Source organism: Paenarthrobacter sp. PAE-2, from assembly GCF_026013155.1.
Classification (GTDB): Bacteria; Actinomycetota; Actinomycetes; order Actinomycetales; family Micrococcaceae; genus Arthrobacter; species Arthrobacter ureafaciens.
The window spans coordinates 71,800-85,042 of record NZ_JAPDNV010000004.1; the positions used below are offsets into that span (position 1 = coordinate 71,800).

General features: G+C 64.1%; 12 protein-coding genes. 10 read left to right on the forward strand and 2 right to left on the reverse strand.

Translation table 11 applies throughout. The annotated features are described in order from the left end of the window. Positions 1-100 precede the first annotated feature (100 nt). From pdhA to OCL88_RS03470, 3 genes are read left to right on the forward strand one after another with little or no spacing between them, the layout of a single operon-like run. A complete protein-coding gene (gene pdhA, locus OCL88_RS03460) occupies positions 101-1,267 on the forward strand; it encodes a pyruvate dehydrogenase (acetyl-transferring) E1 component subunit alpha (protein WP_264961631.1) in 1,167 nt (388 codons plus the stop codon). Then, complete coding sequence (locus OCL88_RS03465; protein ID WP_264961632.1) at positions 1,267-2,277, forward strand: alpha-ketoacid dehydrogenase subunit beta; 1,011 nt, start codon at positions 1,267-1,269, stop codon at positions 2,275-2,277. The genes pdhA and OCL88_RS03465 overlap by 1 nt, the downstream gene beginning before the upstream one ends. Next, positions 2,274-3,575, forward strand: a complete 1,302-nt coding sequence (locus tag OCL88_RS03470; protein WP_264961633.1) for a dihydrolipoamide acetyltransferase family protein — start codon at positions 2,274-2,276, stop codon at positions 3,573-3,575. The genes OCL88_RS03465 and OCL88_RS03470 overlap by 4 nt, the downstream gene beginning before the upstream one ends. Here OCL88_RS03470 and OCL88_RS03475 read toward each other — a convergent pair. Together OCL88_RS03475 and OCL88_RS03480 are read right to left on the reverse strand one after the other, a co-directional pair. Further along, complete coding sequence (locus tag OCL88_RS03475; RefSeq protein ID WP_264961634.1) at positions 3,572-4,426, reverse strand: NAD-dependent epimerase/dehydratase family protein; 855 nt, start codon at positions 4,424-4,426, stop codon at positions 3,572-3,574. The two genes, OCL88_RS03470 and OCL88_RS03475, sit on opposite strands and share 4 nt — an antisense overlap. A gap of 138 nt (positions 4,427-4,564) precedes the next feature. Beyond that, entirely contained in the window at positions 4,565-5,218 is a 654-nt protein-coding gene (locus OCL88_RS03480; RefSeq protein ID WP_264961635.1) for a TetR/AcrR family transcriptional regulator, read from the reverse strand. A 133-nt stretch (positions 5,219-5,351) separates the two neighbouring features. Between OCL88_RS03480 and OCL88_RS03485 the strand changes: the two genes are divergently transcribed. The 7 genes from OCL88_RS03485 to OCL88_RS03515 are packed head-to-tail and all read left to right on the forward strand — an operon-like array spanning position 5,352 to position 13,224. After that, on the forward strand, positions 5,352-6,962 hold the full coding sequence (locus OCL88_RS03485; protein ID WP_264961636.1) for a carboxyl transferase domain-containing protein: 1,611 nt from the start codon (positions 5,352-5,354) through the stop codon (positions 6,960-6,962). Between the two features lie 2 nt (positions 6,963-6,964). Beyond that, positions 6,965-9,121 (forward strand): acetyl/propionyl/methylcrotonyl-CoA carboxylase subunit alpha, encoded by a 2,157-nt coding sequence (locus tag OCL88_RS03490; protein ID WP_264961637.1) that lies wholly within the window; start codon positions 6,965-6,967, stop codon positions 9,119-9,121. Further along, positions 9,118-10,281: an acyl-CoA dehydrogenase family protein gene (locus tag OCL88_RS03495; protein ID WP_166183939.1), complete on the forward strand. Its 1,164-nt coding sequence runs from the start codon at positions 9,118-9,120 to the stop codon at positions 10,279-10,281. The genes OCL88_RS03490 and OCL88_RS03495 overlap by 4 nt, the downstream gene beginning before the upstream one ends. A gap of 20 nt (positions 10,282-10,301) precedes the next feature. Beyond that, positions 10,302-11,099: a CoA transferase subunit A gene (locus OCL88_RS03500; RefSeq protein ID WP_021472598.1), complete on the forward strand. Its 798-nt coding sequence runs from the start codon at positions 10,302-10,304 to the stop codon at positions 11,097-11,099. A gap of 2 nt (positions 11,100-11,101) precedes the next feature. Further along, entirely contained in the window at positions 11,102-11,854 is a 753-nt protein-coding gene (locus OCL88_RS03505) for a CoA transferase subunit B (RefSeq protein ID WP_021472599.1), read from the forward strand. After that, complete coding sequence (locus OCL88_RS03510) at positions 11,851-12,351, forward strand: MaoC family dehydratase (RefSeq protein ID WP_166183944.1); 501 nt, start codon at positions 11,851-11,853, stop codon at positions 12,349-12,351. Before OCL88_RS03505 ends, OCL88_RS03510 begins: the two co-directional genes overlap by 4 nt. A gap of 24 nt (positions 12,352-12,375) precedes the next feature. Further along, entirely contained in the window at positions 12,376-13,224 is an 849-nt protein-coding gene (locus OCL88_RS03515) for an HpcH/HpaI aldolase/citrate lyase family protein (RefSeq protein WP_264961639.1), read from the forward strand. Positions 13,225-13,243: the final 19 nt, after the last annotated feature.

The window sequence follows — 13,243 nt, forward strand, 5'->3', positions numbered from 1 at the left end:
TCACAAATAACCCGGGCGAAGGAGCCCGGGGGCCGGTCTGCGGCTGGATCACAAGTCCCGCGCGGGCCGACGAATACGAGCCGGAAGGTCGCGATCACCAATGTTGACGGACAAGGCGGGAACGGACGCAGGCACCACTGCTCCGGACCCGGGACTCAGCGGACACAATCCCTTGCGGACCGGCGGCGGGATGCTGCAACTGGTCTCCCCGGAGGGGGAGCGGATAAGCCATCCCGAGTTCGATCTCTGGATCAAGGACATCGGAGACGAACAGCTTTGTTCCCTCTTTGAGGACATGACTGTCATCCGCCGCATCGACGCCGAGGCCACCGCCCTGCAACGCCAAGGTGAACTGGCCCTGTGGCCGCCCCTGCTCGGCCAGGAAGCATCGCAGATTGGTTCCAGCCGGGCCCTTCGTGACGAAGATTTCGTGTTTCCCAGCTACCGCGAGAGCGGCGTGGCGTATGTGCGCGGCGCCCACGTCTCCGAGATCGCCAAGGTCTGGCGCGGCAACGCTTTATACAGCTGGGATCCGCAGCGGATCAACATGGCCACACCCCAAATCATCATCGGGTCCCAGAGCCTGCACGCCACCGGCTACGCCATGGGCGTTCAACTGGACGGCGCCAGCTCCGCCGTCCTGGCGTACTTCGGCGACGGAGCTACCAGTGAAGGCGACGTCAACGAGGCCATGGTCTTCGCCGCCAGCTTCCAGGCCCCGGTGGTGTTCTTCTGCCAGAACAACCACTGGGCCATTTCCGAGCCCGTGCGCGTGCAGTCCCACGTCCAGCTGGCTGATCGTCCCACCGGTTTCGGCATTCCCAGCATGCGGGTGGACGGCAACGACGTGCTGGCCGTCATGGCAGCTACCCGGGTGGCGCTGGACCGGGCACGCAAGGGCGGCGGGCCAACGTTCATAGAAGCGGTCACGTACCGCATGGGTCCACACACGACGGCGGACGACCCCACCCGCTACCGGGACGCCAACGAGCTGGAAGATTGGGCGGCAAAGGATCCCATCCTCCGGATACACAGGCTGCTCGATGCCAAGGGCCTGCTGACTGAAGAACTTGAAGCGCAGGTCAAAGCGAAGGCAGACGCCGTGGGCACAGAGTTGAGGACCAGCTGCATCACCATGCCCGATCCCCAGCCACTGGACGTCTTCAACCACGTCTACAGCACTCCCAATCCGTGGATTGAACGGCAGAAGGACCACTATTCGCGCTACCTGAACAGCTTCAACGCCGTCGAGGAAGGTGCCCGCTGATGTCCAAGCTCACTTTTGCCCGGGCCATCAACGCAGGGCTCCGAAAGTCATTGGAAAACGATCCCAAGGTAGTTCTCATCGGCGAGGACATCGGTACCCTCGGAGGTGTTTTCCGAGTCACCGACGGACTCCAGAAGGACTTCGGGCGGCACCGCGTCATCGATTCGCCGCTGGCGGAGTCAGGCATCGTGGGGACGGCAGTCGGCCTTGCCTACCGCGGCTACCGCCCTGTGTGCGAGATCCAGTTCGACGGTTTTATCTACCCTGCTTTCGACCAGATCGTCAGCCAGGTGGCCAAGATGCACTACCGGACGCAGGGCAGGGTCAAGATGCCCATCACCATCCGTGTGCCCTTCGGTGGCGGCATAGGGTCTCCGGAGCACCACTCGGAGTCCCCGGAGGCCTATTTCACCCACACTTCCGGGCTGCGGGTGGTGGCCGTATCCAATCCGCAGGATGCCTACACCATGATCCAGCAAGCCATCGCCTCCGATGACCCGGTGCTGTACTTCGAACCCAAGCGCCGCTATCACGACATGGGCGATGTGGATGAGGCCGCGGACCTCTCATCGGCACTTCCCATGGACAAGGCAGCCGTGGTGAACGCCGGTACGGACGTCACCCTGGTGGCCTACGGCCCCCTGGTCAAGACGGCCAGGGATGCCGCGCAGGCAGCGGCGGACGAGGGAACCTCGGTGGAAGTCATCGATCTTCGGTCCTTGGCGCCGGTGGACTATCCCGTGGTCGAGGCGTCGGTCCGCAAGACCGGCCGCCTGGTCATCACGCATGAGGCAGCCCAATCCGGCGGCCTGGGTGCCGAGATCGCGGCCAGCATCACGGAGCGCTGCTTCAACTACCTCGAAACAGCGCCGGTGCGGATCACTGGCTTCGACGTTCCCTACCCCTATTCCAAGCTCGAAATGCACCATCTGCCGGACCTGGACCGGATCCTGGATGGCGTTGATCGCGCGCTGGGCCGCCCCAACTCGTTGAGTGGACTGGAAGGATGAGCGCCACCATGATCAAGGAATTCAAGCTGCCGGACCTCGGCGAGGGCCTCACGGAGTCCGAGATCCTTAGCTGGAAAGTGGCGGTGGGGGATACCGTCAGCCTCAACCAGGTCATTGCCGAGGTTGAGACGGCCAAAGCAGTGGTGGAACTTCCGTCCCCGTTTGCGGGAGTGGTAGCGGCTTTGCATGAGGAACCCGGCACGGTGGTTGAGGTGGGCAAGCCGATTGTCTCGTTCGAAGTGGACGACGCCGGAGCTTCCCAGGGCGCAGAGGCGACGGACGCCGAATCTCCGGCCGGGCCCGCCAAACGCGAGCCGAACCTGGTAGGTTACGGCGCCGTCGTCGAGCATTCCGGGCGGCCAGCGAGGCGTGCCCGCGCTGTTGCCCCGGCGGTTGCTCCCCGGGCAGGGGAAACCGCCGTCGGGGAGCGGCCACGTTCCACGCCGCCCGTCCGCAAACTGGCCCGGGACCTCGGCGTCGATCTGGAGCGCGTCACCGGAACCGGCCCGCACGGGCTGATCACCCGCGAGGATGTCCAGAACTTTGCGGGCGCACCGGCACCGGACGCACAGGCCTCCGTGGCGCCGGCCGCCGGCGACCGGGAAACCAGGACCCCGGTCAAGGGCGTACGCAAGTTCAGCGCGGCTGCCATGGTGCAAAGCGCCTTCACCGCACCGCACGTCACGGAGTTCCTTACCGTGGATGTCACTCCCACCATGGAGCTGTTGGCCCGGCTAAAGAGCAACAGAGCGTTCGACGGCGTGAAGTTGACCCCGCTCACCATCGCGGCAAAGGCCGTGCTGATTGCGTTGCGGAACAACCCCACCCTCAATACGCACTGGGACGATGAAAAGCAGGAGATTGTCCAGTACCACTACGTCAACCTCGGCATCGCGGCCGCTACTCCACGCGGCCTGACGGTGCCGAACATCAAGGATGCGGAGCAACTGCCGCTGCGTGAACTCGCCGTTCAGTTGTCCGAACTGACGGACACTGCCCGGGCAGGTAAGACATCCCCGGCGGATCTGTCGGGAGGCACGATCTCCATCACCAACATAGGTGTCTTCGGCATTGACGCCGGGACGCCCATCCTCAACCCGGGCGAAGCGGCCATTGTGGCGTTGGGAGCGGTGCGGAAAGCACCGTGGGTGGTGGACGACGAACTGGTGGTCCGCCAGGTGATGTCGCTCAGCCTGTCCTTCGACCACCGCCTGGTGGACGGGGAACAGGGTTCGCGGTTCCTGGCCGACCTCGGTGCGATCCTTTCCGACCCGGCGATGGTGCTGACCATGGTCTAGCTTGCCTGGTGGGTGTCCCGCCAGCTGTGTTCGGGTTCGAATCCCAGGAGCCTGCGGGCCTTGTCGATGGACAGCATCGTTTCGTGCTGCTGCAGTTCCTTGACGACGTCGACGCCGGGAAAGACTTCCGCGGCAAGTTCGGCACTGCTCCGGCTCATGACGGTGTCTGCCGCGGCGATGATGAACCGTTCGAACCCTGGCGGGGCAACCTCGAGGGCGCGGGCCACGGCCTGGGCGCCGTCGCGGGCGTCGATGTAGCCCCAAAGGTTCCACTTACGCCGGGTCGCGTCAGCGTCGAAGGACGGGAACGCGGCGTAGTCTTCAGGATCCATGACATTCGAAAAACGCAGGGCCGTGATGCTGAGCTCAGGGTCCCAGCGGGTGAGTTGGATGGCCATCTGCTCTTCCAGGTGCTTGACCAGCGAATACGTGCTTTCGGGCCGTGCGTCGTATTCCTCGTCCACCGGGATGTAAGGCGGCGGCGCATCGAAGGGCAGGCCGAGCACTGTCTCGCTGGAGGCGTAGACGACCTTCTTGATACCTGCACGGCGTGCTGACTGGAACACGTTGTAGGTGGAGAGCATGTTGTTCTCGAAGATCGCGGAGTCGGGGGCCAGCCCGGGGGCCGGGATGGCCCCTAGGTGGACGATCGCATCCAGTCCGTCGTGCCGGTCGTCGAGCCCAAGGATCACGTCCACCACCTGGCCGTAGTTGCGCAGGTCGACGCTGACGTATCCATGGCCCCGCTCGCCGTCCCGGTCGAGGTTGAACACTTGGTGGCCATCCTCCGTCAGCTTCCGCACGACGCTCCTGCCCAACTTTCCGCTTCCACCGGTGACAGCAATCTTCATGGGGTTCTCCTTCGATGATCAGGTGTGACGTTTCAAAGCTGTTTCCAACCCTAGGCGGCGGCCCATGGGCGGGGACATACTTCAAGCTGGCCCTGTGAGTCCTAGGAAGGGCAGCGCGGGTCTTGGGAAGGCAGTTCCTCAGCCTGCCGGCGTTCCAACAGTCAAGGCCGCCAATGCCATCCGTTCAAGGACGGGCCGGGCAGACTTCACGGCGATCTTCCTGCCATGCTGGCGGACAGAATGCGGGGTGGAATTGATCAGGCCGAAAGCGGCATGCGCGCGGACCCGAAGCTCGGCGGGATCACTGCCCGGATGCACCTCCCTGAGGACATCAACCCACGTCTCCACATATCCACGCTGGAGGGCCCGGACCTCCGCCTGGTCAGCTTCGCTCAGGCTTCCGAAGTCGCGGTCCTGGACCCTGATGACGTCCGGATTCCGCAAGGCAAAGTCCACGTGGAAGGCAACCAGGCCGTCCAGGGCTGCAAGCGCATTCCCGGCTTCGGCCACCACCTTGAGCCCACCGTCCTGCAGCTCGCGGCTGACGCTCAGGAGGAGCTCGCCCAGCACGGCCTGCTTACCGGGGAAATGCCGGTACACGGCAGGTCCGCTGACGCCCGCGGCGGCGCCGAGATCCTCCAGGGAAACCCTGGCGAATCCGTTCTCCGCGAAGAGGCCGGCAGCGGCGGAAAGCAACGCCACGCGCCGCTCTTCCTTGGCCTGGCTGCGCTGGGTGGCTTGGGCGCGCTGGGTGGCTTGGCTGCGCTGGGTTGCTTGAGCATGCTGGGTCACAGTTTCCTCCTCGCCGCCCGCAGTACGTGCTGGACATCACAGTTAATCAAGACTAACCTAAATTTCAGTTATGAGGCACTAACCGAAATGACGTGGATCTGACACCGTTCGGACCGGAATGGGACAGTAGTCGATGGAGACGATAGCCAGCGTTGCAGGGGCTGCCACGAGCACCTTTGCGGCCAACGAGGAAGCCCAGCGCAAGCTGGTGGCAGAACTGAAGGAGCGCCTCGCAACCACTGCGCTGGGCGGCCCGCCCAAGTCCCGCGAGCGCCATATTTCCCGTGGGAAACTCCTTCCCAGGGAGCGCATCGACTACCTCCTGGACGAGGGCAGCCCGTTCCTGGAGATTGCGCCGCTGGCGGCCAACGGAATGTACAACGACGATTCACCCGGCGCCGGGGTCATCGCAGGCATCGGGCTGGTCCATGGCCGGCACGTGCTGGTCATCTCCAACGACGCCACCGTCAAAGGCGGAACCTACTATCCCATGACGGTGAAGAAGCACCTCCGGGCGCAGGAGATTGCCCTGGAGAACAAGCTGCCGTGTATCTACCTCGTGGACTCCGGGGGCGCCTTCCTTCCCAAGCAGGACGAGGTGTTCCCGGACAAGGAGCACTTCGGCCGGATCTTCTACAACCAGGCGCGCATGTCGGCTGCCAAGATTCCACAGATCGCCTCAGTGATGGGTTCCTGCACCGCTGGTGGCGCCTACGTCCCGGCCATGAGCGATGAGACAGTCATTGTGCGGAACCAGGGCACCATCTTCCTTGGCGGACCGCCGCTGGTGAAGGCGGCCATCGGAGAGATCGTCACGGCGGAAGAACTCGGTGGCGGGGACGTTCACGCCAAGGTATCCGGAGTAGCGGACCACCTGGCCGAGAACGACCAGCACGCGCTGGAAATTGTCCGCGACATCGTGGCGACGTTGCCACAGCCGGCCCCGCCGGCCTGGGACGTGCTCGACGTCGTCCTGCCGCCGGTCGTCGAACCGTCCGGTATCTACGGCGTGGTTCCGACCGACGTCAACGCGCAGTACGACGTTCGCGAAGTCATTGCCAGGATCGTGGACGGTTCCGAATTCCATGAGTTCAAGAAGAACTACGGGACTACGTTGGTGACGGGTTTTGCGCATCTGCACGGACACCCCGTGGGCATCGTGGCCAACAACGGAGTGCTGTTCAGCGAGTCCTCACTCAAGGGGGCGCACTTCATTGAACTGTGTGACCAGCGTGGAATTCCCTTGATCTTCCTGCAGAACCTTTCCGGGTTCATGGTGGGCAAGGACTATGAACAGGGCGGCATAGCGAAGAACGGCGCCAAGATGGTCACCGCGGTTGCCACAGCCCGGGTTCCGAAACTGACGGTAGTGATCGGCGGCAGCTTCGGGGCGGGCAACTACTCCATGTGCGGCCGTGCCTACTCGCCACGGTTCCTGTGGATGTGGCCGGCAGCCCGTATCTCCGTGATGGGCGGAAACCAGGCTTCCAGTGTCCTTGCCACCGTCAAACGCGAACAGTTGGAGGCCGCGGGCCAGGAGTGGTCCGCCGACGACGAGGAAGCCTTCAAGGCGCCCATCAAAAAACAATACGAGGACCAGGGGAGCCCTTACTACTCAACGGCGCGGCTCTGGGACGACGGCATCATCGACCCCGCCGACACCCGCCGGGTCCTGGGGATGGCCCTGGACGTCGTTTCCCGCCAACCGCTGCCCGAAACTTCCTTCGGCCTTTTCAGGATGTGACCATGACCGTGCCCACAACAACCCGGAATGCGCCGGCAGAGCCGGCCGAGCGGCATTCCTTCACGTCAGTCCTGGTAGCCAACAGGGGAGAGATCGCCTGCAGGGTCATCCGGACGCTGCAGCACATGGGCATCCGGGCCGTGGCTGTCTACTCAGATGCGGACAAGGACGCCAAGCACGTGGCCATGGCAGACGCTGCCGTGGGCATCGGTGGAACGGCCCCGGCAGAGAGCTACCTCAAGGTCGACGCGATCATTGAGGCCTGCCGGCAAACAGGCGCCGAAGCCGTGCACCCGGGATACGGTTTCCTGTCCGAAAACGTTGAGTTCGCCAAGGCGCTGGATGCCGCCGGCATCGTGTTCATTGGGCCGGGGATCGAAGCGATCGAACTGATGGGCGACAAGATCCGTTCCAAGAACCACGTGATGTCCTACGGCGTTCCCTGCACGCCGGGTATCGCAAAGGCCGGGCTGACGGACCAGGACCTGATTGACGCCGCACCATCGGTGGGCTTCCCCCTGCTCATCAAACCGTCAGCCGGTGGCGGCGGAAAAGGCATGCAGGCGGTGGAACGGCCCGAAGACCTCCCTGCAGCCCTGGCCGCAGCCCGGCGGGTTGCAGCGGCCGCCTTTGGCGACGACACCCTTTTCCTGGAACGTTTGGTCCGTTCCCCCCGCCACATCGAAGTCCAGATCCTGGCAGACAACCACGGGAACGTCATCCATGTGGGCGAGCGCGAATGTTCCTTGCAGCGCCGGCACCAGAAAGTGATCGAAGAAGCCCCCTCGGCGCTTTTCCGTTCCATGCCGGAGGGTGAAGCGCAACGGGCCAGGATCGGGGAAGCAGCTTGCAACGCGGCCCGGTCAGTCAACTACAGCGGCGCCGGCACCGTGGAATTCCTGGTGTCCGATGACCATCCTGACGAGTTCTTTTTCATGGAGATGAACACGCGCCTGCAGGTGGAACACCCCGTGACGGAACTCGTGACGGGCATCGACCTGGTGGAATGGCAGGTGCGGATCGCTGCAGGTGAGGTCCTCACCCTGGCGCAGTCCGACGTCGTACTTAACGGGCACGCAGTAGAGGCGAGGGTTTACGCGGAGGTTCCCGAACGGAACTTCATGCCGTCCATGGGGCGGGTTGTGCAGCTGGCCGAGCGGGGACTGCCGGATCGGCGGATCTCCGGAGCCCGGGTGGACGATGCAACGGTCCGGATCGATTCGGCCATGCGGCAAGGGCTCGACATCACGGGCGACTACGATCCGATGCTTGCCAAAGTGATCGCCTGGGGCCCGGACCGCGCGGCCGCCCTTGACGAACTGGATGCCGCGTTGGGCCGGTATACGCTGCTGGGCCTGGACACCAATGTGGAGTACCTGCGGCTGCTGATCAACGAACCCGAGGTCCGTGGGGGCCACCTGGACACCGGACTCATTGAGCGGAAACTGCCGGGCATGACCTTCCGCCACGTCGGACCGGAGGAAGTGGCGGCGGCCGGAGTCGCGCTCTGGCTTGAGCGGACCGGTTCCCCGCTGGCGGGGGATGCCTGGGCGTTGCCGGACTCCTGGCGCGTAGGGCAGCCAGCGGCCTGGACAGCCGCTTTCGGGCTGCCGGACGGCTCTGTGGCCACCGCCTCTGTAACTGACCATGGCGGCCAGGTGGGAGTAGCGCTCGACGGCGGTCCCGGCGTCGGGCGCCAGGCCGTCACCGTGACCGGGGTGGAGCGGACCGACGACCGGATCAGCCTGGACGTCGACGGCGTGAACCTCACCTACGCGCTGGGCCGGGACAACCGGGGAATCCACCTCGGAAACGCCGGCTGGTCCTGCCGCCTGGAGGTCCTGAACCGCGCCGAAAGGCTCAAGCGCATGCTGGCCGGAATCCAACAGGAGGAAGGAACCGCGGACCCCGAGGTGCGCTCGCCCATGCCCGGAACAGTGGTCTCCGTGGCCGTTTCCGACGGCGAAACGGTCGCCGAAGGGCAGGTACTCCTCGCCGTCGAGGCCATGAAAATGGAGCACCAACTGCTGGCCTCCGTCCATGGGACAGTCCACCTCACCGTAGCAACAGGCGACCTCGTCAAGGCAGACCAGGTACTCGCCAGCATCCATGCCACCCCAACCAGTGCCGTCCCAACCACTAAGGAAACCCAGCCGTGAGCACTTTCGACCTTTCCGAGGAATACCAGGACCTCAGTGACTCCGTCCGCGAGTTCGCCGATGAAGTAGTGGCCCCCGTCTCGGCCAAGCACGACGAAGAACACAGCTTCCCCTACGAGGTCATCAAGCAGATGGGGGAGATGGGACTCTTCGGCCTGCCCTTCCCCGAAGAGTACGGCGGCATGGGCGGGGACTACTTCGCGCTCGCACTGGCCCTGGAACAACTGGGCCGCGTGGACCAGTCGGTAGCGATCACCTTGGAAGCCGGAGTGTCCCTCGGGGCGATGCCTGTCTACCGGTTCGGGACCGGGGAACAGAAGGAACAATGGCTTCCGCCCCTTGCCTCCGGGCAGGCGCTCGCCGGGTTCGGGCTGACCGAACGCGAAGCCGGATCCGATGCCGGGGGCACCAAGACCCACGCCCACCTGGAAGCCGGCGAATGGGTGATCAACGGTAACAAGGAGTTCATCACCAACTCCGGCACGGATATCACCCGGCTGGTCACGGTCACCGCGGTCACCGGCAAGGAAGAACGCCCGGACGGCAGTATCAAAAAGGAGATCTCCACCATCCTGGTGCCCACGGAAACCCCCGGCTTTAAAGCGGAAAAGGCCTACAACAAGGTGGGCTGGAACGCTTCGGACACCCACCCGTTGACACTGGACAACGTCCGGGTTCCCGAATCCAACCTGCTCGGCGAGCGCGGACGCGGCTACGCCAACTTTCTTTCCATCCTTGACGAAGGCCGCATCGCGATCGCGGCTTTGGGTACAGGAGCCGCCCAGGGATGCGTGGACCTGTCCGTGAAGTACGCCAAGGAACGCAGTGCCTTTGGGCAGAACATCGCCAAGTACCAGGCCATCCAATTCAAGATCGCGCGGATGCAGGCCAGGGCCCACACGGCACGTCTTGCCTACTACGACGCAGCGGCCAGGATGCTCGCGGGGAAGCCGTTCAAGACCGAGGCGGCCATCGCTAAGATGGTCGCAGGCGAGGCAGCCATGGACAACGCGCGGGATGCCACCCAGGTATTCGGCGGGTATGGCTTCATCAACGAATTCACCGTGGCCCGGCATTACCGGGACTCCAAGATCCTCGAGGTCGGGGAGGGCACCACGGAGGTTCAATTGATGCTCATCGCCCGCGAGCTGGGTCTTTAACCGCAGGGGAAGGATCAAGGATGATTGACAAGGTTGTTGCCAGCGCCGCGGAAGCGGTGAAGGACATCCCGGACGGTGCCTCGCTGGCCGTCGGCGGGTTCGGACTGTGCGGAATTCCGGTCGCGCTGATAGACGCCCTGCATCAACAAGGCACCACCGGGCTGGAGACGGTCAGCAACAACTGCGGCGTGGACGACTGGGGCCTTGGCATCCTCCTCAAGGACGGCCGCATCCGGCGAACCATCAGTTCCTACGTGGGGGAGAACAAGGAATTCGCCCGCCAGTACCTCGCCGGTGAACTGGAAGTGGTCCTCACCCCGCAGGGAACCCTGGCGGAGAAACTGCGTGCCGGCGGCGCCGGGATCCCCGCTTTCTATACCAAAGCCGGCGTGGGCACCCAGGTGTCCGAAGGCGGGCTGCCGCAAAAGTACGACGCCGACGGGAACGTTGAGAAAGCGTCGGCGCCCAAGGAGGTGCGCGCCTTCAACGGTGCCGACTTTGTCCTTGAAGAGTCCCTGACCCCGGACTTTGGACTTGTCCACGCCTGGAAGGGAGATCGCCACGGCAACCTCGTCTTCCATGCAACGGCAATGAACTTCAACCCGCTGTGTGCCATGGCAGCGAAGACCACCATCGCCGAAGTGGAGGAACTGGTGGAACCGGGGGAGTTGGATCCCGAACACATCCACACTCCTGGCATCTTCGTCCAGCGCGTGGTGGTTTCGCCGACGCCGGAGAAACGGATCGAGAAGCGCACGGTTTCCGTCACGGACACATCCGGCGCAGGCACGGCGGAGCAGCAGGCGGGAGGAGCCTAACCATGGAATCGAACACGTATCACGATGTCCCGCCACGTCCCGAAGCCGTGCGGCACGAATACCGCAGGGCCGACGTCGACCATCACGAGGCCAAAGGCTGGACGCGGAATGAACTGGCCGCCCGGGTGGCCCGCGAACTGGAGAACGGGCAATACGTCAACCTGGGGATCGGCATGCCCACCCTGATTCCCAACTACATCCCTGACGGAGTAGAGGTCATCCTGCACTCGGAGAACGGCATCCTGGGCGTGGGTCCCTACCCGGCCGAGGACAAAATCGACCCCGATGTGATCAATGCCGGCAAGGAAACGGTCACAGTGAACGCCGGTGCAGCTTTCTTCGATTCCGCGTCGTCGTTCGGGATGATCCGCGGCGGCCACGTGGATGTCGCCGTCTTGGGCGCCATGGAGGTGGCCTCCAACGGCGACCTCGCCAACTGGATGATCCCGGGGAAGATGGTCAAGGGCATGGGCGGGGCCATGGACCTGGTGTTCGGCGCCAAGAAGGTGATCGTCATGATGGAACACGTTGACCGTAACGGCCGCCCGAAAATCGTGAAGGACTGCACCCTTCCGCTGACCGGCAAGGGATGCGTGGACCGCATCATCACTGACCTTGCCGTGATCGACGTCGTGAAGGACGAAGGCGAACCCCGGCTGGTCCTGCGGGAACTTGCGCCAAACGTCACTTTGGACGACGTCGTGGCGGCAACTGGCGCGGAACTGTTTGAAGAAGACCAGGAACTCACCGTATGACCCGGGTAGTGGTGCAGCGCGGTCTCTATTTTGACGAACTGGAAGAGGGCGTCGTGTATGCGCACAGGCCCGGCCGCACAGTGACCGAAGCGGACAACGTCCTCTTCACCACCATGACCATGAACACCCAGGCGCTGCATCTGGACGCAGCCTGGAGTTCGACGCAGCCATTCGGCCAGCGCCTGATGAACTCCATGTTCACGCTGTCGGTCATGGTGGGCCAGTCCGTGACCCAGCTGACGCAGGGCACCATCGTGGCGCAGTTGGGGCTGACGGATGTTGCTTTCCCGCACCCGCTCTACCACGGCGATACGCTGTACACGGAGACAGAGGTCACCGGGAAGAGGCTTTCATCGTCCCGTCCCGGCCAGGGCTTGGTGACCATGCAACACACCGGCCGGAACCAGGACGGCAAGGAAGTGGCGCTGGCAACGCGGACGTGTTTGATGTGGACCAAGGAAGCGCACGCCTCCCAAACCGACGTCTCCAAGCACTAATCACGCCCAGCAGCAAGGAACCCGATGCCCACTCCTGCCGACCTTCCCTTCACCATGGGTCCTGCCCTCCTGTTCTGCCCTGCGGACCGCCCGGAACGCTACAGCAAGGCGGCCGACCGCTCCGATGCGGTGATCCTGGACCTGGAAGATGCCGTTTCGCCTGTTGACAAGCAGCGTGCCCGGGGTGCCATCCTGGCCCAGCTGGGCGCGGCGGGAGATGCGCCGGAGCTGGAACCCAGCCGCACCATCGTGAGGGTCAACCCCGTGGGCTCGGCTGAGTTTGAAAAGGACCTCCACAGCCTGGCCCACACGCCCTACCGCACTGTGATGGTTGCCAAGGCGGAGAGCGCAGAGGACATGCGGGCCCTTGACGGTTACCGGGTGATTGCCCTCTGCGAAACAGCTGCCGGCGTGCTGAATGCCGCTGCCATCGCGGCGGAACCGAATGTGGTGGCGCTCATGTGGGGTGCGGAGGACCTGCTGGCATCCCTGGGCGGGCTTTCCAGCAGGAACGACGACGGCGGGTACCGGGCTGTCGCCCTGCACGCCCGTTCCACTGTGCTGCTTGCCGCAAAAGCCGCGGGCAAGGAAGCCATCGACGCCGTCTACGTGAACATTCCGGACCTCGACGGCCTGGCCATGGAATCGCGGGATGCCGTGGCGAGCGGTTTCGGGGCGAAAGCCTGCATCCATCCGTCTCAAGTGGCTGCGGTGCGGGAAGCCTATGCGCCTGCGCCTGAAGCGGTAGAGGAAGCGCGCGAGTTGTTGGACGCCGCTTCCGCTGCGGGCAGCGGTGTGTTCCAGTTCAAAGGGAAGATGATCGACGGCCCCATCCTTAAGCACGCTGAATCGGTGCTGCGGAGGGCCCGCTAAGGCCCGTAAACAGGCGCGA

Excerpts from the sequence above, each read along its gene's own strand:
- OCL88_RS03485 (WP_264961636.1), top strand. The coding sequence starts at position 5,352 with ATGGAGACGATAGCCAGCGTTGCAGGGGCTGCCACGAGCACCTTTGCG.
- OCL88_RS03490 (WP_264961637.1), top strand. The coding sequence starts at position 6,965 with ATGACCGTGCCCACAACAACCCGGAATGCGCCGGCAGAGCCGGCCGAG.
- OCL88_RS03505 (WP_021472599.1), top strand. The coding sequence starts at position 11,102 with ATGGAATCGAACACGTATCACGATGTCCCGCCACGTCCCGAAGCCGTG.
- OCL88_RS03470 (WP_264961633.1), top strand. The coding sequence starts at position 2,274 with ATGAGCGCCACCATGATCAAGGAATTCAAGCTGCCGGACCTCGGCGAG.
- OCL88_RS03500 (WP_021472598.1), top strand. The coding sequence starts at position 10,302 with ATGATTGACAAGGTTGTTGCCAGCGCCGCGGAAGCGGTGAAGGACATC.
- OCL88_RS03475 (WP_264961634.1), bottom strand. The coding sequence starts at position 4,426 with ATGAAGATTGCTGTCACCGGTGGAAGCGGAAAGTTGGGCAGGAGCGTC.
- pdhA (WP_264961631.1), top strand. The coding sequence starts at position 101 with ATGTTGACGGACAAGGCGGGAACGGACGCAGGCACCACTGCTCCGGAC.
- OCL88_RS03465 (WP_264961632.1), top strand. The coding sequence starts at position 1,267 with ATGTCCAAGCTCACTTTTGCCCGGGCCATCAACGCAGGGCTCCGAAAG.
- OCL88_RS03510 (WP_166183944.1), top strand. The coding sequence starts at position 11,851 with ATGACCCGGGTAGTGGTGCAGCGCGGTCTCTATTTTGACGAACTGGAA.
- OCL88_RS03515 (WP_264961639.1), top strand. The coding sequence starts at position 12,376 with ATGCCCACTCCTGCCGACCTTCCCTTCACCATGGGTCCTGCCCTCCTG.